The following is a 21,181-nucleotide window of genomic DNA, read 5'->3' on the forward strand; positions in this document are numbered from 1 at the left end:
TGAAGGGATAAACAACAAAATCAAGACAATGAAAAGACAGGCGTATGGATATCGGGATGAGAAGTTTTTTGAACTCAAAATTTTATCGCTACATGATAAAAACTACGCATTTGTCGGATGAACCATTAAAAGAGGAGTCACCTTATGTGGAGATTAGTGTTTATGTCAAGGAGTCTGAAGGTGAGGATGCAGATTCAGATGATATTGCCTTGTTTACGACTTATGCTATAGCCGTAGAGCCGAAACTTGAATCTTGCCTTACCTATCGATTCTATCTTCCTGATTCCGAGAAAAAATCCTACACAGATGACATGAAAGATGCTCAAACTAGTTCAGATCTGTTTCATATCATTGAGAAGAAATATATACGTAAGTATGGATATAATATATATGGTGGCCCTCCAGAATTACAACGTCAAGCAGCTTCAGCCGATTTGAGAAAGATTGATTTTCAGTTTGTTGGTGCATTACGGGATGTAGAGCAGTCCATGTTTAGTGGACACAATGATTTGCTAAAAGATGTACTGACTTATTTCTTAGATTACGATCTATCTCCTGATAAGAAAAAGGATGATAAAGGAGAAAATAATCAGAACGGGGATGAAGCAAAAGAAAAAGAGAAAAATAAAAGTGAAAAAGATAAGAGAGAAAAAGAATTTGCAGAGGAATCAAAAAAGGTGATAGAGAAGGTCCTGGACCGAATTAAGGATGGTACGGAAAGCATTACTCAATATGCCAATGATACTGGTGCAATCTTAAAGGGCAGTAAAATTAAATTTGATGGAGAAATTTCCGAAAGCCAATTGTTGCAAATTCTTCAACTCCTGGTTGAGTCGGATGAGTTAGGTTATTCGTTGCCGGTATCTCAGAATGGACTCGGCTATAATAACCTGATTTATATCTCTCTGCTTCTTTCCAAAATGCAATCAAGTACCAGTATGGATTTTATGGGAGAAAATAATGTAAGGAGTTTCCCGATTTTGGCTATAGAGGAACCTGAAGCCCATCTACACCCTGAACTCCAATATCAGTTTCTCGAATTTATCAGAAAGAATCAGAGTGATGGTCATGTCCGGCAAATTTTCATTACAACCCATTCTTCCAGTTTGGCTGCTAAGATTAAGTTGGATGAGTTTACTTGCTTATATAAAGATAAGAATGGAATAGTTACAGCCTATTATCCTCGTGCCGTCTTTGCAGATGATAATATGTCTAGGAATTATATCCAGCGTTACCTTGATGCTACTCGTGCGGATATGCTATTTGCAGGTGGAATCATCTTTGTTGAAGGTATGGCGGAGCAAATACTCTTGCCTGCATTTGCCAAGAGGTTGAATCTCTATGAAAAGTGGATGAAGAAACAGATTGTTGTAGTTAATATCGGAGGCAGGTACTTTGAAAATTTCTTGAAACTTTATGATGGGAGACAAAAAGGTACACTTCCCATTAAGGTTGCTTGCATTACCGATAGAGATCCAGTCAGAAAGTTGAAAAATTCCGCTCAAAATGCCAAATGGAAATCTTGCTGGCCCATAGAGTATGATGCTGACTCTGAGCATTATGACTACAAAAATCATTCAGAGGATAGAGTTGACGAATTTAAGGAGCATAAGAATATTAGGTATTTTTCTCAAGACAGTAAGGGTAAAACTCTCGAATATGAGATTGCACGCAAAAATTCACACAATGCAAATATTATTGTTGATTCTTTGGAAAACAAAGTCGAATTGACAACTATGATCAACAGTAAGACCTTGTCAGAAACACTTGAAGCCTGTAATGATAGTGATCTCATAGAATTGTATAGAGACGATTCTATTTGGAAGGAAAAGGATGACCGGCGTCAAGGAGTCATTGCTTCCCGATACATGGAATCCGTGAGCAAGGGAATCAATGCATTGGAACTTTCTGAAAATCTTGAACAAAACAGTAATATTAATGTGCCGGATTATATAGAGGAGGCTATAAAATGGGTGCTCAACTAATACATTCGAACGAGCCTCAAAATTTTGATTCCAATATTAGGGTTATGGCTGGTCCGGGAGCTGGTAAAACTCATTGGCTAATAGGCCAACTGAAGGAGATCCTTAAATATTCTGACCGACTTGGGAACTGCCGGAAGATTGCATGTATTACCTATACCAACAAGGCTTGTGAAAATATCCAACAAAAGATCAAATTTGGGATGGATAGGATAGAAGTGTCAACGATTCATGCTTTCTTATATGCTAATGTCATTAAGCCCTATTTTCATCTCATTGCAGATCAATTTGATTTCGACATAAAGAAATTAGACGGACATGATGATACGGTATATACGCATTATGAATTTATCAATTCTGTTATAGGAAAAAGTGGATGTGGAAGTGTTTTCCAAAATTCAAGAGTAAAAGTAAGTTACTCTAAAATAGGCCAATATATATCATCTTATCGTTGGAATTTAACAGATAAAAGAATAAGTCTAGAACAAAGTGGAAAATCATATCCTCTATATGGTTTATTAAAAAATAAATTCGTTAATTGTTATAAACAAGAAGTATGGAGTCAAAAGGGAATTATGCATGACGATGATGTCTTGTTTTTTTCTTATCAACTTTTTATAAAGTGTCCTCGCATCAAGCGTTTAATCTCTAATAAATTTCCATATATTCTTGTGGATGAATATCAAGATTCTTCTTCAATACAACATTTTCTTATAGAGAAATTGGCAAAAGAAAGAAGTTATGTTACCGTCATCGGCGATGAAGCCCAGTCTATTTATGGTTTTGCTGGTGGTGATGTTCGATTTATTCATGAGATTGATTTTCCTCATTTAGCAGATTATACGATTGCGGATAATCGTCGAAGTACTAAATCTATTGTGAATTTTTTGAACGTGTTGCGTCCTGAGTTGAATCAAAAAAATGTCAGAGAAGAAGATTATGGCTGTCCTCAACTTTTAATTGGTCCAGTTATACAGGCCTATAACAAAAGTAAATCTCTGTGCAAAGACGGTGAAGGAAAACAAAAGGATATTTATACACTCAGTTGGAGCAATCAAACAGCAAATGAAATGAAAATTCATGTGCAACCGAGTTTCGTATCAAAGAATTTGTTTGAACAATTACTTGAACTTTCAGATGCTCATGAAAGAAGTAGAAAATTTATTGCCTGTGTCAAAGCCGTTGAGAATGCCCGTCAGATGTTGATGGATGATGCAGTTAAATCCCTTAGCAAAGGTTTTTCGTTGGATATTAGGAACTTGGATGATAAGAAGAAGGCTGTTCGATATTTGAAGATATTATGTTCTAAATACGATGATTATAGCAAAGGTGATGGCAACCAATTGCTTGCGATCATAAAAGAATCAATGGATTCTAGAATTGGTCTTGTAAGGAGTGGTAAGCCTAAAGAGTTATTCGCTCATCCTTATCTTGATTTTGCAAGAGAAGTCAATTGCAAAGAGGATCAGACTACTAATATGACTATTCACAAGGCTAAAGGTTTGGAATTTGATAATGTTTTTGTAATCATTGAAAGTGAAAATGAAGCTGTTGATTTTTTAATCAATACGGATTTGCAGAAAAAGGCAGACGATCATCGCCTTTTTTATGTCGCATGTAGTAGGGCAAGTAATCGGTTATTTCTTTCTGTGCCTAACTTATCAGAGGAGACTCAACAATTAATCCATAATAGATTTGGGGAGCTGTTGAATATCTATAGATTAGAGTCTGATAACTAGTAAAAATAAAGTAAGCGTCCAAAATAGGTATCTTGTGTGAATCTTTGACTCTTCATGAAAAGGATACTTGGTCAATTGATCAACCTATTTCTATCTTTTCAATTTTACTCTTAACTCAAAGTCAGGAACACTTGGGAATATCTTGTCTGTTCCGCATTTTAATTCATCCTCATTTTGACAGATACTTCATTTTGTCTGATTCTGTCTGGTTTGGTTTGTCAACCATTATCCTCTATCTATTCTTGATTGAGAAATAGGTCTGAGGTTTATAATTGATCAAAAAGAACGCTTATTTCTGTTGATTGATTCCATTATCTGTAAAAAACACAACAATTCGTTTTCTATTTCTGATTTTTTTCTTATCTTTGAACCGTGAATCTACTGAAGCACTTCACGACTGCTGTGAATCACATTTTTGTCGTCCTTGTTTCAGCCTCTCTTGTCCGACAACCCTTCACCTAATCTGATCAGCTGCTAAGAAAAACAAAATAACCTGAGATAGAGCATTAAGTATTACGCTAATAATCGGCAACAAACTGATAGTCAGGCAAAAATCGAATGATTGAAGTTTTTCATTTGATGTTTGGTAAATCAGAAAAGTTTAGCTATTTTTGCAAAGTCAAGATATAAGAAGAAAGGAATAATGGATGGAACCGGTACTCAACGACTATCACAAAAAGATAAATGCCATCAAGATTCAATCGGTGGAATCCTGGAGGAGGTTGAAACTTTCGCACAAGGAGTGCTCAAATCAGTTCAAGCGGTTGCGGGAACAACGAATTGCAAGGGAGTCCAAATCGCTCGTATAGCAGAATGGGCAAATAAACATGGTTACTGGATAGAGACCGCCGAACTTGGAAGTTATGAGGATAGAGGCTCAGAGAATGAAGTTTACATGTCCTTAAGAGGGAATGTCGTTTATAAACTGAACGACTTTCGTTATTCGGATGATAACCTTACGCCGTTCTTTGACCGCATCAAAGCTCATAATGACTATTTTCCTGATTGTGCTTATACCTTGGTCGGTTTTGCTAAGAACAAGGATAATAAGGTTTGTGCTGTTCTACGACAGCCCTACATCATTTCCGAACGAGAGGCTACTGAGAAAGAAATTTCTGATGAGCTGGCACGTTTAGGCTTTATGTCTCGAATGAATGGTGAATATTTCACGAATGGTATTCATGACATTTTTGATGCTTCCCCGAATAACGTGTTAGTTGGTATTGATGGCAACCTTTACTTCATTGACACCATTCTTTACAAGTCGGATGAAGGCAATATCAGCACATACTATAGCCAGTCTCCCAAATTCTTAAAATAGGAACCGCTGCTATGAATTCAATATAATGATACTCGGCTAATTGGGCAAAGATAAAATCTCTTTAGTTTTATTCGTGACTTAAAATAAGGGACAACCTAAAACGCCATGTTTATAGGGTATGGGCATCAATTGGACATGAATATTTAGAATTTAGTTTATGAGTAGTGATTATTCCATATTTCAATCATTCGAACACGACAAGGAGTTTTTTTATCCTGCTGGTGCCGATTTCCCATCGATGATGAGGAGACAAGTCACAAAACATGAGAATAAATTGCAGCCTATCTATGAAGCTGTAACTAATGCTTTTGAGGCTATAGATAATAATGGTGGTGAGATTACCATCAAACTTTACTTTACCCCACGGCTAACGGGTAATAGACGTGACCTAAATTCGGTGATAATATCCGATACAGGACATGGCGTAGAGCAAGCAGATCTGATGAGAATTGAAACTTTGTTCGATACGTCCAAAGGGTTCAATAACTTTGGAAGTGGTCGAATACAATACCTTCACTTTGTTGAGAATACGGATATACATAGTGTTTATAAAGAGAATGGCAAAAAGTATATGCGAAGGTTCATATACTCCATTAACTTCTATAAGAATTATAAGTCAGTCCTATGGGAAGGAATCCCAGAAAAAGTGGATGGCAACATCCCTACTGGTACAACGGTAGCACTATTCACTTTTAAAAACGATGACGATAGAAAATTTTATAATGAGTTAACGACAGAAAAACTTCGAAAAGAACTTTTTGACCGTTATCTTGGAAGGATGTGCCTTAACTCACCAAATAATCCAACTGTCAACATAGTTGAATATGTTAACGATATACACAATGCAAAAGAGGATAAGCACATTACAAATGATGATTTGCCTTCAATAGATAAGAATTTTTCATTCACTGTTAATTATCGCAAGTTGAATGAAAAAGGAAAGCTCTTGGAAATTAATAGGAAAGAATCTTTCCTCGTCAATTCATATAAACTGCCTATAAAGATTCAGAATAAGAATGAAGTGAAGATAATGAGTAAAGGAGAGGTGGTCCCTGCAAACGGACTGAGTTTTTCCTTTATTGAGCATAGTCCCAAAATTGACGATTGTTTTAGACTTTTCCTCATATCTGGAAATTATTTCTCCAATAAAGATACGGATAAGCGTGGTAATCTAATATTGTTAAATGAGGAGCAATTAAAGAAACAGCGTAGTTTTGAAAATAATTTCCCTGAGGATTTAGTTATCGAAGATATACAAGAAAAAGCTACTACCAATATTGCTAAGCATTATACAAAGATTAATGATGCTCATAAAAATATTGAAGAGAAAATAGAACGTCTTGTAGATCTTTATTCCCTTGATGAAAAGAAAGTCAGGAAGATAGCTTCAAATCCGAATGCAACTACACTGGAAGTGTTTAAAGAAATTTATATTTCTGATGCAGAAGACAAAGCAAACAAATATAACAAGCTTGATGATATCATGAACTCTATGGTAGAACTTAATCCTATAGATAAGGATTATGAAGGTCAACTTGATAAGAAGATTAAGGGTACTGCTGCATTGGTACCAGAGATTAATAGGCTTGAGTTGTTGAATTATGTCTCAAAGCGGAAGGTCATACTGCGAATATTTGATGACATCCTAAAGAAAAAACGGGGCACATGTATAAATCCGTGTTGACTATAAGAAGATAAAGGTTGAAGTTATAAGTTGTAGAATGCAAGAAAGAGCGTATCTTTGCATCCATGAACAACAATAACAATAAATCCTATGAGTTCTTTGCAAGTTTCCTTCTTCCGGAAGGTATACTTGACTGGTTTGACCTTGTAAAGGTAGAAGAAGAGAAGTTGAAGATCTCTAAAAAGAATGTGTACACTGGTATCCTGCATGTATATCTTGATGAGCGGGACAACCGGAAGTCCGGTGATGAGTCCCTACAGGAACTTCGTCCCAATGGTTTCACGGAGCCGGCTCTAGTCAACGACTTTCCAATCCGTGACAAGAAGGTAGTCCTTCATATCCGTCGCCGGAGATGGACTTCTCCCGACGGGCATAACGTCGTCCTGAATGTCTATCCACTAGCAGTGACAGGCACCCGCTACTCGAAGGAGTTTGCGGATTTTTTAAAAGAACGTCTTGGATACATCCCCGGTGACGGCACGTTCGCTGGAACCTTACTACAAGATTAACGGGGATCGCCTTGAACGGTCATACAAGGATTATCTGAGCGACTTCCGGCAATGGGAGCAGAAGCCTCATGCATCCGACTGGATATTACTGGAGAAAAACATGGGTCCCAGGCTAAGCATAGACGAGACATCCCTGCAGGAAGACCTGTTCACGATCCTGTCCAACAAGGATGGCCATGGGAGACGCGGAACAGTGATTGCAGCCGTACGGGGGACGAAGGCGTCGGAGGTAATCCGTATCCTCATGCAGATACCACAGGAGAAGCGTATTGAGGTCAGGGAAGTGACCATGGATTTCTCCGACAGTATGTATTCCATCGTGAGTGCAGTCTTTCCTAATGCGACAATAGTGATCGACTGTTTCCATATCATCAAGCGATGCGGTGACGCGGTGGAGGAAATCCGTCTCCGCAGCAAGCGTGAGGCAATAAAGGATCAGCGTAAAAAACAGGCGGAGTTCAGAAACAAACTTGAGCAAAGGGTGAAGCAGCGTAAATACTATCGCAAAAAACATCCCAGGAGGTATAAAGGCAGAAAGCGTGGCAGGAAGCCAATTAGACTCAATGAGCGCTTTAAGCCGGAGATACTTGACAACGGCGATACCGGAGTCGAGCTGCTTACAAGAAGCCGGGGACTACTGAGGGTAAGCAGAAACAACTGGAGCGATACACAGAAGATCAGGGCCGGATTGCTCTTCTCTTTATACCCAAAGATAAAAGAAGCGTATAACCTTGTCGACAGCCTCAGAAATGTCTTTAGAATGAAGACTCTGGACAGAGTGAACGCCAGGAACAGACTGCATGAATGGTATCAGAAGGTTGCCGGCTGCTCCCTGAGGGAAGTCAAGTCTGCAAGGGATGCCGTCAGGTTCAAGGAAGAGGAAGTACTCAATTACTTTATCAACAGGTCAACCAATGCCGCTGCTGAATCACTCAACTCCAAACTCAAGAGATTCAGAGCGCAACTACATGGAGTCTCTGATCTTCCCTTCTTCATGTATAGAGTTTCCTTAATCTTTGGGTAAACTAACACGGAACTATGCTGGTGCCCCGAAAAAACTTATAGTTCAGCAACAAGGGAAAGAAAAGAAAGGCAGTGAGGATAAATCGGAGACCTTGATTCATAAGATTCTGTTTCCCAAGAAATCAACGGATGTTCTTTCGAGCAATCTATGGCTGATAAATGAAGATTATATACATTATCAGGGAATTTCCGACACAAAATTCAGTTTGATGGAGTATAAAGGTGAATCCCTTTTTAGAAAAGATCTTACAGAAGAAGAACGAAAAAGACTGAATAGTTTCAACCAAAAGAGACTGACGCGCCGCCCAGATATACTACTTTTTCCAACCGAGCGTAAGTGTATAATCATTGAATTGAAAGGTATCTCGGTGCCCGCATCAAAATATATAAATCAAGTCTTCGATTATGCTGGATTGCTAAGAGAATTTGCCAAGGATAAATTTATGATTGATGATTTCTACTGTTTCTTGATAGGCGAAGAATTCAGCTATGAAGATGTCAAAAGAGCACATACACAGTTTAACTATGATTATACTAAAACATACATGTTCTTAGAAGATGAGCGTGGTGTTTATGGAGGATCACGAGATGATGCACGAATCCGTTTCGTCGTTTGTCGTTACTCAGATCTTCTTAAACGTGCTCAGCTCCGCAATAAAATATTCACCGACAAGATTTCCACTAAGCATAATGGCACTGGAAATGTAAACAGCGAGTGTTCTATTTAGATATGCCGTATAATGTAATAAAGCCCGCCTTGACTTTATGAAAAGGATTTCTGACCAGCTGACCAAAGATTAAAATCTCTTGTAAGCGTCCTAAATAGGCATTTTACTTGACATTTAATAAATATTACTTTTATGCTTACATCTAAAATTAATAATTATGTTGAGTACAAAAGATTATGTGGAACTGTTCTTCCTATATAAAACGGAAGGCATGAAAATAATACCCGATCAATTGGCCAACCCATTCCAATCTTTTTAATTCATCTGTGACTTAAAGTCAGGAGCACGTGGAGTGCCTTGCTGATACGATATGTATATTAATTGGGTATGTACTGATATCATTTTTGCGTTTTCTTTGATGAAAAAGTGGCAAGATTGGTGGTGTGATCAAAACTTTTTGCTAACTTTGCAAAAAATAGATAGTATATGGCTATAGTAATTAAACCAATACCGGTTCTTACGGGTAAAGCTGCTGAACGGTTCAATAGGCTGGCAGAAAATGTCTCTGCCAGGAGACATACTATTATCACAGAGGATATGCGACAGGCTATCAAGCGTATGCAGGACCGTTCGCGTAAACTTGTTATCAAGTAAGCTAAGAATAGTAGACAAATGAGTTCATTTGACTACGATATTATTGAACGCTGTGAGTTCTACCCATTGTCTGAAGAACTTGCAGCGTTGCCGTTTTATTGTGGAGATAGCGAAGGTGACAAAGATCTTGAGGACTTTTTCCATAAGGGGGCATTGCTATATGCTAAAGAACGACTTGGCAAGACATATTGCTTCATTGACAATAATGGTGACCACACACAGGTAGTAGCATTCTTCACTGTGTCCAACGATAGTGTGAAGACTACCTTTATTCCTAAGAGTTCTACTAATAGAGTTCAACGCAAGGTCCCCGGACCAAAGCATCTTCGCTCTTATCCAGCTGTTCTCCTTGGAAGATTGGGCGTGAATAAGCTCTTTCAAGGAAAGAATTTCTTTGCAGGACAACAAGTAATCAATTACGTTAAGACTTGGTTTATTGATGAAGATAATAAAACCGGTTGCCGATTCCTTGTAGTGGATGCTTACAATAAGAAAAATGTTTTGAATTTCTATCTCCGCAACAAATTCAAGTTCCTTTATACGTCAGAATATGATGAGCGAGAGGCTACTCATATCGAAAAAGGAGAAACACTTCATACTCGGTTGATGTTCCTTGATTTGATGTATACGGATATAGTGGAGAAACCCAAACTTTAGAATTAATAAGTTTGTATTGTTCTTCGGTAACTCTATATCATTAATACTTGGAGTACCTTGCTGATACGATATATACATCAATTGGGTACATATTGTTTTCAGAAGACACTGGGAGATTAGCGAAATCCGGCAAGAGGGAACGAATAACAGAATCAGGAAAATGACATACGAAGAAATTTGGCGGAAGATAAAGGGTATGTCACAGAAACAGCGGAGCATGCTTGCGTATGAAATGACATTGAAGGGTTTCAATGTCGGATATATCCATCCGCATTATTACTTTGACGCCAGGTCTGTTCATGATATTTTGTTCTATTCGCCCCATGGGCAGCATGAGATTCAGGACTCCGACGGCAAATATTATGATGCATTGAAGGAAATCATGGAAAATGATAAGGAGATATATATCCAATTTAAACGATATTCGTGGCTCCCTCGCCTCATCAATGACTGGCGGGAGGGGAAAGTGATCAGGTCATATATCTGCTCACGGTTCAACTGCGGGTATGTCAATGCCTGGTACCGTATCCTGCCTGGCGACAGTCTGGCCGGAGAACGTCCGCGCTCGCTGTTTATCATGAAGAAGGATGGCAGCGAGGCGGTATACAGGATGACGGTTGTGCAGGGAAAGGACATGACTTTTACTTGTTCCTGCTAAAGCCGTCATCGAACCTCTTCCTCTACAATACAAGACGAAAGACAGGAATAGGTCAATCCGGACATTTTGTGTAAACAATGACATCCACTATGAATGAAGGTTGTCGTAACTTCAAGATATTCAAAGCTGTACCATATGCAAAATTACAAAATAACCGGTGGATTGTTCGCCAGTCTGCTAAAGGATGTCTGATCTTGTGCCGAACCCGGAATCGGGACTTGTATCTTAGTTGAATGGAAAAACGTTATAAATTAGTTTAGTTAACCGCCTTCAAATCTGACAACGCTTCTCTGGGATAGTCACGTTATTCTATGAAAGGGGTTTTCTGATATCTGAAAAATGAAATGTATTTGAATTTTCAAGAGAAAATGTGACTTTTTTATAATGTGTTTGAATTTGTTGTTGTATATTTGTGAAAAATAAAAAGAAATATGGACAATAGATTAGAGAAAATCGCGAAGTTAAACTACTGGAGTGGTACTCAATTTGACAATGGCGTAATACGTTCATACTATTTAAAGAAAATATTGCCCTTTACCGGTAATCGGGTTATTAAAGTGATTACGGGGCAGCGACGGTCAGGAAAGAGTTATGTGATGCGGCAGATGATCTCAGCCTTAATGCGTGATCATATCATAGAGCCTAGGCAAATATTATACATTAACAAGGAATTCTATTGCTATCAGTTTCTTCAAACTCCAGGTGATTTAATGGATCTGTTTGAAATCTATTGCAAGGAAATTAATCCGAATAAAAAAACCTGGTTGTTTCTAGATGAGATTCAGAACTTAAAGGGATGGGAGAAGATAGTTGATTCTTTGTCACAGGATCCGAGTCTGGACTGCGAGGTGTTTTTGACAGGTAGTAACAGTAAACTGTTGTCAGGAGAACTTGCCACTTTGCTGTCGGCTCGTTACGTGGAATTTGAAGTCCAGCCGTTCAGTTATAAAGAGCATCTCCGGGCCTTGAATGAATCCGTGGTCTCCCGTCAGTCAATGATCAGATATCTTACTACCGGCGGACTTCCGGAATTTCTTAATTTAAAAGGTGAGGAAACCCGGCGGCATTATGTAGAATCAGTCAAGAATACGATTTTATTGAAAGATATCGTGGAGCGTTATAATATCAAGGACGCAACATTACTGGACAGGATATTCTCTTATTTGACCAATAATTCTTCGTCTCTTGTTTCAATTGGCAATATTGTGAACGATCTGAATAATGAACAGAAAAGGAAAGATGTTAAAGCCCGTAAACAAAACTATGATACGGTATCCAGTTATATAGGGTATCTAGAAGATTCTTTTCTCATCCTGAAGGCTGTGAGATATGATCTTAAGGGAAGGGAGATTCTAAAAGGTGCGGCAAAGTATTACGTGAATGATAATTGCTATCACAATTATCTTTATGATAGCTATGGTTATGGTCAGGGCTCATTGCTTGAAAATTATGTCTATCAGGCATTGCGGCGTGCCGGCTTTATCATTTATATAGGGAAGATGCTGAATCGGGAGGTGGATTTTATCGCTAAGAAACAGGATCGTATATTGTATGTCCAGTCCTCGTGGACTATAGATGACGATATAACGGCTGCACGAGAATATCGGTCTCTTGAAGCTATAACGGACAATTATTCTAAAATCATTGTCTCAATGGATGACATTGCGAAAAAAAACCGCAATGGAATTGAAAATGTCCAGGCTTGGAAATTGGAAGATTACCTCGGAATAGAATGACTATTACTTTCACAGTGGTAATGTGGGGGAGCTGGCATCAAAATTGCAACAGGTAATAGCGCATCCGCTGGAACACGTGGAGTATGACATGAGCAAGTATATTTACGTTCCAACTGCGAATGCGTGGTACCGTATCCTGCCTGGCGACAGTCTGGCCGGAGAACGTCCGCGCTCGCTGTTTATCATGAAGAAGGATGGCAGCGAGGCGGTATACAGGATGACGGCTGCGCAGGGAAAGGACATGACTTTTACTTTATTGTAACGGTACGATACAGAGGAAAAACACACATATTTTTTGATTTATTTAATTGATGTCATCTCAAGTTAATGAAATGAGCAACCGGAACGGCAGTCTGCTAAGAGGCTTGGTAATCGTTTCGGATCTGTTGCTCCTGAATGTTTATACGTGGGTTTATACGGAGGTCATCGGATCTCTGTTTACAAGGATCAAGAGTTTCTGGCTGACAATCTGGGATGTGATCTCTGGAAAGAATGATGCAGTCTACTTCTTAAGGAGCAACAGATGGGATTATTACCTTCAATAATTTTTAAGCCATAGTGTGTCTTCCATGAAGCTCTTTCATCTTTACGATTATCAGCAGGACATGAAGTAACGTATTGAGGAGGCGTTCAAATCCCATCAGTCCATGATGGCTCGGACACTGGGAATGGTATGGATCGTGGCTCACCGGCGGGAACTAGTCTATCAGATTTCAGACACGATTACCTTCTATATCCCAGAGGACCCAGAAAACAGGTTTCGGTCCTGATAGAGGGCCTGAAATTCACTTACGTGAAGACACTGACGATTGATTATTCAACCGGGAGATTGCAGAAAGAGGAATGAGATTTGAGTTTCATTTCTCTTTTTGTTTTTGATGCAACATGAAAGGAAACGAAAACTGTTACCAGTAATTCGTCAGTACAGTACCATGTTCGTTCACAGGAAAGTGGGAATATGTGATCGTATCGGCGAATGGAATGGAATCGGTACCATATTACCAAATAGGAGATTATGACACCACTACGCTATGAAAGAATATAACACAGTTTAGTTGACGCCCTGACGATCTTTTAAAATTTGATATTTTAGATGGTTTACTTTCAATATTTCCTCGATATTTTTGATCCTATTTAGGCGACTTTTGCTTATCTTGTTATAGTTTTGACAGATTATTAGCCTTGGAATCTTATCTATTTTCAAATCTTGGATGTCCGATATTTTTGGAACAGGAAGACTTAAAGATTGCTTTATAATATAGAGAGTTTTGTAATAATCCTCAAGTGGTTTAGCATTCGCATCTATAAATTGACTGTACTCTTTCATTTGGGTTAATATCTCAGTATCACTCAGTCGGGAATCGATGACTCGCTTTAGTTCTTCAAAATATAGTTTGTTATTTTCGATACCTACTAAATCGATACGTATAGTTTTTCTTTCTTCATTATAGAAACGATGAGCAAATTCGGAATCAATATATTTGTTACGGTTATGAAGGATAAGTGTGCCTTGAATTAATTTCTCTAATGTATTTTCACCATCAGAAACACCAGAGTAGAATTTAATTATATTTTTCTTCAAAATACCTGGGTCTTTTTCTATTTCTTCTTTGCACTCTTGGTATATCGCATCATGTGAGGTTTTGCCATTACGTGTGGATATCCTGTAAAATCTTGTCTCTGATACGTTATCATGACCAAGGTATTTTGGATGCGTCTTCACAGACAGATCTTTATTTCTACTATTGTACTTGATTTCTGCAAGTCTACCTCCATTGTAATAGGCCTCTATTATATTGTTTTTACGAACTTCTATATATAAATCATTATCTTCTTTGAGTTTTCTCCACCAAATTGGCGGATTCTGCTTTAGGATTTCAAATAATTTGTTGTTTGGGTCAAGCAGATTGTTTCCTAACTTTGATATTTCCATGTTCATACATTTTAAAGTTTGTATCATTTAAAGCGTTTAACGTTGTCAACAACTATTCGATATTTATATGCTTCTAAACATTGTTCTGCAGTAATATCTTTATTTACTCCATCAAAGAGATTTTTGTTAGTTTTATAATCTTCTTCCATGTAACGTTTTTAATTTTCTTCAAAGATAACTTCCACAGTTGTTTAGCTATTTTGATTTCTTCTAAACTTTACAAGGCAAAGATATAAAAAATAAGAAGTTGTGCAAAAATGGGATGATTAAATTACTCAAGAAACAGAAAATACATGATGTAATGAAGCCAACTGCAAATTTAGCAATTTGTTTGAAGAATTATGCTTTTGCACTTCGACCTTAACTTAGCCAATTACGTATGATTATTATTTACTTTTGATTATTAGAATTATCTCCCAGCAGTTCCGTAATCATCTGGTCCACTTCTGTATTTACCCGTTTAAAATTCCGGGTAAGCATGGTCTCCTTTTCCCGGTTGTCCTTGAATGCATACTTCTTAGGCAACTCCTTGTAGTAACCTTCTTCTTTCTTTATCCTTCCCATATTAAAATTGGTTTTACAGAAGTATTTGGTGGTCTTGAATTCAGGTGAGTTTTCAAGATCAATGCTGTTCAAGACATTCATATCCGTTGGAGTGAAGTCCCGGGCAGCCTGTCCCGCCAGCCATCCGGTGGCCATATCCGCTATCTTGGCGGCAGGCACGAGATAATCCATTTTTTCCGAGAGAGAAGTAGATACTTTCTGATCATTGACGGTAACGGAACGACTGGTCTGTTTGACCTTTCCGAAGACATCATTCTGTGCCCATTCCAGTGTTTCCTTGTTACGTGCGGCTCCCAAAAAGATATTACCGCAGGTCGTGATAATCTTCTGCATCCCGTTCTTGCCGTAGTCGGCTTCTAGTTGGGGAAGTTCCTGGAAACCTAAAGTGACGGAAACTTTATTGCTTCGTGCGGTGCCGATAAGACGGTCTATCTTATGGAAGTAGAGAGTTGGCAGCTCATCGACGATGATGCTTACGGGAAGATTGCCCTTGCTGTTGACACGGGTAACAAGGCGGTTCAGGATCAGTGCATTCAGGGAACCGATCACCTGTTCTTTTTCCGGATCATTGGCGATGACCAGATAAGAAGGATGATCCCTGTCTGAAATCTTCAGGTCAAAGTCATCACCCGTAAACACCCAGTAGGCTTCAGGAGATACAAGCCTTGCCGCACTGACCCGCAGCGTACCCACCATTCCTTCCAACTGGTCCATGGCTTTGTTCTGATAAGCACTCTGGAAAGGCGCCATCAGGGACATGATCTTTTCATCCTGCATCAGTATATCAAAAACATCATCGTAGGAATGTCCCAGGAAACTGAGGACATGGGGCATATCAGAATATTCTCCAGTGATGGAATCCGGTTCAACCCGTTCTCCCTTGCAGTTCTCATACCAGGAATCCTCTATCCTGACAGACTGTCCGTCCTTCGAGGTGTATTCGAGTCCTTTCAACTCCACAAACATACCGTCTGCATCGGTGGAGAGGTTCCGGCTTTGACTATCGACAAAGTCCAGTACCGTATGGCCTTTTTCATCCAGAGCTTCATAGTCTGACCACCTGCGGATGACCAGCAGCAGTTTCTTGCCGTTGCAGGAGGAGATATAGTGTCTCAGTTTCTCTCCCTTTCGGAAACCCGTAGGATGGAAATTGACGAAGAAATAGATGATGCTGGCCAGAAAGTTCTCTGCCGAATGAGTAAAGAAATCATCCGAACCTCCTTTTTTGTCGCCTCCTCCTTTGTTTAAGGAAGCGATCAGCGTGGCAGCAGTCTCGGAAGCGGCAGCAAGGTCCGGGATATATTTTCTCTGAATAGGATTTACCCGGTTGGAATACTCAACATCAGTGAAATTGACGATATTGAAATCACAGTTTTCAGGCAGATGACCATAACGCTTGTTCTTGCAGTACTGATAAAACAGGTTTCTGGCCAGTGTCGGAAACTTATAGTCATACACCATCATGGCAAAGCCCTTGGCACTGTGCTGGCGGATAAAAGGGTCGATGATACCAAAAGACTTTCCCGATCCCGGAGTGCCCAGGACCATCGTGGCCCGGAAAGGATTGATGATGTTGATCCAGCCCTTGTGCATCCTGCCTCTGAAATAATAGATCATGGGGATATTGACGGAATACCCGTTCTCTACCTTTTCCTCACTTTGTTCAAAACTCTCATTCTCGAAGTTGAAACGGTCATCACCGACTTTCATCTGATAATAGCGGGCAATGCCATCCAGTCCCTGGTGGACGAGCATGGTGCCGAGGATGGACGAGAGGGCATAAAGACAACGGTTGACAGGAATTCCGGCCCAATAGCCTCCCCAGTTGCCGATATGCAGATAGATACAGAGGAATATCAACACAAAGCCTACGATGACAGGATAAATCACCATGGTCTTTATATTGAACCTCAGGCTTTTCCTTGCCCTTGTACCGATACAGGTAATAGCAATACAGATCAGTTCCATGACCTTGCAACTCACTACGCTGTTGAAGACCCTGAACCTCGCAATCAGCTCCAGCAGAAAAGCAGTAAGCTTATTGTCCGTGGTGATCGGCAGGTTCATTACCAGTTCGATGATCAGGCAAAGATAGATGCAGCTGCGGAAGGTGTTGTATATCTGTTGCTGCTCACGGGTCTCTTCTGTTGGCATCGTTTATCAGTTTTTATGGATAGGGAAGGCTTCTGGCATTCTGCTCTGTTCATGTTTCTCAGCCTTGACGTTACCGGATGTTGAGGATCAGGCGGACCCGGCTCTTGCTTTTCTTATATGTTGAAGTGACATAACCGCTGTTCAGGCTTACCGTATAATAGTATTCCTGTCCGGTGGCACCGGAGCTCCCGTCCTGGGATGTGCTGAAATACTGCCTCCGGGAGAAGCCATCACCTCCGATGAGCGTCATGGAACGTTTGACCAGGTCGAGACAGGTAGACAAGGCCTTCAGATCTCCAGCAGAAGGAAGCACCCATCCCGTAATCTTGGAGGAATAGCCGTCCAAAGTTTCAAGGGCAGGGAAGTGACGGGCGAAATCCGAGGCAAGGATGGCCGCGGTATTCTCCTGCCCGCACATCGTCACGGCATCATTGATGACATTGCCGATGGTGCCCAGCGAGTCAGAATAGATATAACTGCCCATTTCCTGCCGGGCCACAACAAGGGCTGTATCCCCATGAACAGCAAAGATAACACCCACAGCATCGTCAGTCTCAGGATCATAACCTTCCGGACTGACTACCCGGTCATCAGAGAGATAAATATTGCCGATACGCAGGCTGCTGTCAAAAGCTTCGTCATGGTTCTCACAGGAAGTCAGGATACTAATGGCAAGCGCAAGCAGGGGCAGCATTATCGTACTGTTCATCTTAAAGAGGATTTTCTTTACCTGTTTCATCACCTTGTTTTTAAAAAGGAACCTTAATACCAATGAGCACGCCGTTGCGGAACGTGTCACCATGAAGGAAACTCACATCATTCTTCTGGATGACCGAAAACTGTATTCCACAAGGGAAGATACAGTCGTATTCCAGTCCTCCCTCCACACCAAAGAAATAATCCCCGGTGTGGGAGCCGAAGACGGGGCCGACACGCAGTCGCAGCCTGGAGTTCTTGAAGCGTCTGACGCTCTTCTTATAGAGCAGTCCGCCGTCCCAATAGTGGTCTTTCCAGAAAACTTTACTGCATACCCGGCCACAGACAGGGTCTCTATGCCAGCGGTCGCCAACCTCACCGAAGAGCTCCACGGCATCGCCATACTCGAGTTGCCGTTCATAACCGGCAGTGACATTCAGCGTGGAGTTAAAAAGAAATCCTGAATTGATGTTTACATACCGGTCGCCTTCTCCCGCCCATACTGACGCCGTCAGCATCAGGACGAAGATTATCATACCTGACTTTTTCATAATTTTACCGGTTATAGGGTTTTTCCAGCGATTTCATCAGTTCCTCGCTGAAGCTGTCGGCATGCAGGATATCCTCATATTCGATGGGGATACAGATGACCCTTCCGGAAATCTGATTCTCTGAAATTTCCAGCATAAGGACTTTCTCATCCGGGAAAGTAAGTTTGTTCAGGACAAGGACATTGCGGTAGCCTTTCTGAAAACTGGTCGCCTTGTTCAGACTATAGACAGGAGTCAGCTCGATCGTCTGGGTATTCGTGGCCTTAGTCTCTTTTTTATCGGTGAGTTTGACGCGTATCTCACTGATGTCATACTTGATTTTCGTCTTGTTATAGAGGGAGAAATCGATGAAGAAATAATCATTGATGCTATAGATATTGTTGATGACAGCCTTGATCCCGTTAGCGGAGGAGTGGAGACCATAAAACTTCCGGCCACTGCCATAGATCGCCCAGGCATACCGGGCCATCTCTCCCTCAGGCATGAGCACATCGGGATTGTCATAGCGTTTCATATCCTCCTGCCTGACCTTGAAGATGGCATCTGCCCGGTTAGGCCCCTGCGTATAGATGACGTTGAACTGGGCCAGATGGCGCTCACCGATAAGGGTGAGGGTACCGAGCAGTTCGTTGTCGTACATCCTGTGTGCCGGTTTGATCCGGACGATGTTGTCCTCACACTGGTTGCCGACAATATTTGCCGTAGAAATATCCACGAGCTTGATATTCTCCGGCATGATGATATGCGTGGTGACCTCCTTATTGACATAGATGTTACTCCGCCGGATACCCTCATTGAAGACAGAAGTCTCCTGAGGGACAGGGGTATGGATATACCGTGCCTTTACGGTGGTGTCCCTGAGTATGGAAGTATACTTCTTCTGTGCGCCGGCCGGGAGTGATAACAGGGTCACCGCAGCCAGCAATGCAAAAATCTTTTTCATATCTTTGTTCTTTATTCGTTGTTTCCTGTATTGATGAGATAGACAATCGTGTTATATTTGATACGGGCCTTGTTCTTGCGGATATTGTTCGCCACGGCATTCGATGCACTCTGGTACATATTCTGCAGGGTCTGAAGGGCAATGGACTCGCCGCTGAGCCCTGATCCGCCGCCATTGTCAAAGGTGACATTGTTCTGCATGGCCTGAGCTCCTGCTTCCTTCATCATATCCCGGAAAGCTGACTCGGGGACATAGAAACCTTCCATGCCATCGTTGTCATAGACGGAAAGGCTGACACGGATGAACTTGTCCTTCACGAGGATACTGGTGATACTGGCCTTGACACGCTGCTGTCCGAAGCCTGTCACGATGCCATAGAGGTAGGTGCCCTTGCGGAGGACCGTCCCCTTGAGGGTGACGTCATCGAGAAGCTTGAAACGCAGACGGGTCCCTTCATGGGCCCTGGTGGTCTTGTCGATCATCGCCCTGATCAGCGGTTCATCGGCAGCGGATGGCGAGGCCAGCGTATGGAACTGGTCTTCATTTGCGCTCTGCACCTTATGCAGGATGGCAATCTCCGGCTTTACAGTCCTGGACCTGCCCTTTCTCCTACCTTCGGGAAGGGAAGCGGGAGTGTCGCTGCCACCCACAGTCCCACCTGTATTCCTATCCAGGGATTTTTCATAAGCCCGCTGCCGGGCCACACTCCTGCGCTGGATAGCCGCTATCTCCCTGGCATAGTCACCATACTCCTCTTGCTGGCTGCTGCCTGACGAAGAACCGCTTCCGGCATAGGAATTGATATGCTTCCGGCTCTCGGCAAGACTGCGTTCCATATCTTCCATCTGCTTCTGCTGGCGTTTCCGGTCAGCATTGGCCGCATCAATATTGTCAAGTTCCCGCTCACTATAGCCGCTTGTGGTGGAATCTTTACTTTCATCCTCATCACCTATGCCGTCCACAGCGGTATAGGCTCCGTCCTCACTCATCCGCTGGTTCATATCAGACATCTTGTCGCCAATCCCCACATTCTCCGCCGCCGGCAGGGACATATTGATGGAATCGGTCGCGACACTTTTTTTAGGAGTATCGCTTCCTTTTCCCGAAAAGTTCAGGATGGTGTGGGCGAGGAAGAGCACCGGCAGGAGCGTAACCAGGGGGAGGATATATTTAGGTTGTTTGAAATTGATCTTATTCATCGTTTCTCCTTTGTTTTTATGGATTGGATCAGATATTCCAGTTGATGGTACTTTACGATAATGGCAGCAGAATCCCGGTGGGTCTTACGGGGGAGCCGGACAAGGGAATCCAGCTGCTCCTTGAGGCAGATACCCCTGGAAATCATCCCCCCAACCTGTCCGCCCTGCAGGGTCCTGGCATTCTGTATCTGATGCAGGCCGTCGAACATCGGACGGACATTGGCAATGGAACTGAGTTGAAGGTCATCCGGACTGCTGTTCTGATCACCGCTCTTCGTCAGATCTCCTATACTCAGGAAGATACCCATGAGGAGGGATACCGAAAGCAGACCTGTCGTCCAACAGAGCGTCCTCTTCTTATGCATCCTTGCCAAACGGTTGGCAACGGCTATCCGCTCCCGAAGTCTTACCTTTTTCGCGAGTCTGTCCACGAGTGTAGTGGCATGACGGGCTATCTTTTCATCCCGGGCTGTCTTTGCCTGTCTGAATCTTTTCTTCATACTTGAATGG

General features: G+C 41.4%; 20 protein-coding genes. 12 read left to right on the plus strand and 8 right to left on the minus strand.

All coding sequences use genetic code 11. The annotated features are described in order from the left end of the window. Nucleotides 1-50 precede the first annotated feature (50 nt). From NG821_RS09925 to NG821_RS09980, 12 genes are all read left to right on the plus strand, one after another. Nucleotides 51-1,985, plus strand: coding sequence for an ATP-dependent nuclease (locus tag NG821_RS09925; RefSeq protein WP_394802080.1), 1,935 nt, complete (start codon nt 51-53; stop codon nt 1,983-1,985). Further along, entirely contained in the window at nt 1,970-3,721 is a 1,752-nt protein-coding gene (locus NG821_RS09930; protein ID WP_252761508.1) for a UvrD-helicase domain-containing protein, read from the plus strand. The genes NG821_RS09925 and NG821_RS09930 overlap by 16 nt, the downstream gene beginning before the upstream one ends. A 643-nt stretch (nt 3,722-4,364) precedes the next feature. Further along, nucleotides 4,365-5,042 carry a putative polyvalent protein kinase domain-containing protein gene (locus NG821_RS09935; protein WP_252761509.1) on the plus strand — a complete coding sequence of 226 codons (678 nt, stop codon included), beginning with the start codon at nt 4,365-4,367 and terminating at the stop codon, nt 5,040-5,042. Nucleotides 5,043-5,199: 157 nt separating this feature from the next. Next, the gene (locus tag NG821_RS09940; RefSeq protein WP_252761510.1) at nt 5,200-6,726 is read left to right on the plus strand and encodes an ATP-binding protein; all 1,527 of its coding nucleotides are present in this window, start codon (nt 5,200-5,202) and stop codon (nt 6,724-6,726) included. A 65-nt stretch (nt 6,727-6,791) separates the two neighbouring features. Then, entirely contained in the window at nt 6,792-7,235 is a 444-nt protein-coding gene (locus NG821_RS09945) for an ISAon1 family transposase N-terminal region protein (protein WP_252761511.1), read from the plus strand. After that, a complete protein-coding gene (locus NG821_RS09950) occupies nt 7,183-8,259 on the plus strand; it encodes a transposase (RefSeq protein WP_252761512.1) in 1,077 nt (358 codons plus the stop codon). The genes NG821_RS09945 and NG821_RS09950 overlap by 53 nt, the downstream gene beginning before the upstream one ends. Then, the gene (locus NG821_RS09955) at nt 8,252-8,986 is read left to right on the plus strand and encodes a hypothetical protein (RefSeq protein ID WP_252761513.1); all 735 of its coding nucleotides are present in this window, start codon (nt 8,252-8,254) and stop codon (nt 8,984-8,986) included. The genes NG821_RS09950 and NG821_RS09955 overlap by 8 nt, the downstream gene beginning before the upstream one ends. Before the next feature lie 426 nt (nt 8,987-9,412). Continuing rightward, the gene (locus NG821_RS09960) at nt 9,413-9,580 is read left to right on the plus strand and encodes a hypothetical protein (protein WP_252761514.1); all 168 of its coding nucleotides are present in this window, start codon (nt 9,413-9,415) and stop codon (nt 9,578-9,580) included. 18 nt (nt 9,581-9,598) lie between these two features. Continuing rightward, nucleotides 9,599-10,237, plus strand: coding sequence for an N-acetyltransferase (locus NG821_RS09965; RefSeq protein WP_252761515.1), 639 nt, complete (start codon nt 9,599-9,601; stop codon nt 10,235-10,237). A 160-nt stretch (nt 10,238-10,397) separates the two neighbouring features. After that, nucleotides 10,398-10,895: a hypothetical protein gene (locus NG821_RS09970; protein WP_252761516.1), complete on the plus strand. Its 498-nt coding sequence runs from the start codon at nt 10,398-10,400 to the stop codon at nt 10,893-10,895. Between the two features lie 431 nt (nt 10,896-11,326). Beyond that, nucleotides 11,327-12,631: an ATP-binding protein gene (locus tag NG821_RS09975; RefSeq protein ID WP_252761517.1), complete on the plus strand. Its 1,305-nt coding sequence runs from the start codon at nt 11,327-11,329 to the stop codon at nt 12,629-12,631. A gap of 311 nt (nt 12,632-12,942) precedes the next feature. Then, on the plus strand, nt 12,943-13,176 hold the full coding sequence (locus NG821_RS09980) for a hypothetical protein (RefSeq protein ID WP_252761518.1): 234 nt from the start codon (nt 12,943-12,945) through the stop codon (nt 13,174-13,176). 506 nt (nt 13,177-13,682) lie between these two features. On the opposite strand, the gene NG821_RS09985 is transcribed toward NG821_RS09980, so the two are convergent. From NG821_RS09985 to NG821_RS10015, 8 genes are all read right to left on the minus strand, one after another. Continuing rightward, nucleotides 13,683-14,564 carry a hypothetical protein gene (locus NG821_RS09985; RefSeq protein ID WP_252761519.1) on the minus strand — a complete coding sequence of 294 codons (882 nt, stop codon included), beginning with the start codon at nt 14,562-14,564 and terminating at the stop codon, nt 13,683-13,685. Nucleotides 14,565-14,587: 23 nt separating this feature from the next. Further along, on the minus strand, nt 14,588-14,713 hold the full coding sequence (locus NG821_RS12615; RefSeq protein WP_262921884.1) for a hypothetical protein: 126 nt from the start codon (nt 14,711-14,713) through the stop codon (nt 14,588-14,590). A gap of 241 nt (nt 14,714-14,954) precedes the next feature. Continuing rightward, nucleotides 14,955-17,282 carry a type IV secretory system conjugative DNA transfer family protein gene (locus tag NG821_RS09990; protein WP_252761520.1) on the minus strand — a complete coding sequence of 776 codons (2,328 nt, stop codon included), beginning with the start codon at nt 17,280-17,282 and terminating at the stop codon, nt 14,955-14,957. Nucleotides 17,283-17,352: 70 nt separating this feature from the next. Then, complete coding sequence (locus NG821_RS09995) at nt 17,353-18,021, minus strand: hypothetical protein (protein WP_252761521.1); 669 nt, start codon at nt 18,019-18,021, stop codon at nt 17,353-17,355. 10 nt (nt 18,022-18,031) lie between these two features. Continuing rightward, nucleotides 18,032-18,529 carry a hypothetical protein gene (locus tag NG821_RS10000; protein WP_252761522.1) on the minus strand — a complete coding sequence of 166 codons (498 nt, stop codon included), beginning with the start codon at nt 18,527-18,529 and terminating at the stop codon, nt 18,032-18,034. A gap of 4 nt (nt 18,530-18,533) precedes the next feature. Further along, complete coding sequence (gene traN, locus NG821_RS10005; RefSeq protein WP_252761523.1) at nt 18,534-19,472, minus strand: conjugative transposon protein TraN; 939 nt, start codon at nt 19,470-19,472, stop codon at nt 18,534-18,536. Nucleotides 19,473-19,483: 11 nt separating this feature from the next. Then, nucleotides 19,484-20,671, minus strand: coding sequence for a conjugative transposon protein TraM (locus NG821_RS10010; protein ID WP_252761524.1), 1,188 nt, complete (start codon nt 20,669-20,671; stop codon nt 19,484-19,486). Beyond that, a complete protein-coding gene (locus NG821_RS10015; RefSeq protein ID WP_252761525.1) occupies nt 20,668-21,171 on the minus strand; it encodes a hypothetical protein in 504 nt (167 codons plus the stop codon). The genes NG821_RS10010 and NG821_RS10015 overlap by 4 nt, the downstream gene beginning before the upstream one ends. Between the last annotated feature and the right edge of the window lie 10 nt (nt 21,172-21,181).

The organism is Segatella cerevisiae (genome assembly GCF_024054555.1).
Classification (GTDB): Bacteria; Bacteroidota; Bacteroidia; order Bacteroidales; family Bacteroidaceae; genus Prevotella; species Prevotella cerevisiae.